The following is a 1,079-nucleotide window of genomic DNA, read 5'->3' on the forward strand; positions in this document are numbered from 1 at the left end:
ACGTCTGCTCTCACGGTTTTTATATCTGCTTGTAATGTTTTCTCACCGTGAAGATAGCCTGTGGTTAAGCCGCGATGTTTTTGAATTTGAATCAATAAGCTTTTGAGTGAATTGAGCTGCGCCAAACAGTTTTTAAGTTCCAGTTTTTCGGCATGTTTTTTTCGATTGGTACTAAACCAAACCAGCACACTTGCAATGACTATGAGGACTAAGGAGAGGGTAATGATCATAAACTGTTCTCCATTGGTTCTTTTGATTGGCTTGATTTATTTGCCAGGTATTTGGCGATATTAACCGTTTCGTCAGCGATTGCTGTATTCTCATCTGCTTGTGATAGCAGTGTTTCAACATTGAAAGCAACTTCGTTGGTTGCGTAGCTTTGTTGCTCTGTTGTCGTAGATATATGAGAAATCTTGTCACATATTTGATCGACGACTTTATCGAGGGTACCTAGATTGGCTTCAAGGTTTTGGATGCTATGATAGTTTTCTCTGGCTTTACTGACGACATCATGGACCTGCTGTTTCACACTGCCCATCTGCTTGTGAGATAACTCAATACTGTCGCTAATATCGTTTGCTGATTCTCGGGATCTGATTGCCAGATTTCGAACTTCATCGGCCACGACTGCAAAGCCTCGCCCATGCTCACCAGCGCGTGCCGCTTCGATTGCAGCATTTAAAGATAGAAGGTTGGTTTGATCGGCAATTTCCCGAATGATGTTAGACATTGCTGCAACATTGTTTGACTGCTCAAACAAGACATCCACCATTTTGACGCTTTCTTCAGACAAGGCAGTCATCTTCTCAATCTCAATGCAGGCTTTTTGCGCTTCGGCACGCCCTTGTGCAATTTGCTTACGTGAAGTATCAATGTCGGCATGGGTTTCTCGAACTTGCGTTGCAACATCGCTCACGCTGGCACTCAGTTGAGTGACTGCTGCAGCCGAAGAGGAGATTGCCTGCTTTTGTTCCATGGCATTTTTTGCCGAGGTTGAAGCGCTGATCGATAACTCACTCGCCATATGGTTAAACTCAGTAAAGTAACCGTCTCTATGCTGAACAGAGCGTTCTTGATTG

Annotated in this window: 2 protein-coding genes; both read right to left on the reverse strand. The window is 43.8% G+C overall.

Annotation, left to right across the window (positions count from 1 at the left end):
- The coding region (locus A3761_RS23195; protein WP_197473144.1) for a hypothetical protein at positions 1-230 on the reverse strand (230 nt) is incomplete at its 3' end.
- Positions 227-1,079: methyl-accepting chemotaxis protein (locus tag A3761_RS23200; RefSeq protein WP_068750991.1), on the reverse strand; the 853-nt coding region annotated here is incomplete at its 5' end. The genes A3761_RS23195 and A3761_RS23200, both read right to left, overlap by 4 nt.

The sequence above is a fragment of the Oleiphilus sp. HI0123 genome, assembly GCF_001635315.1.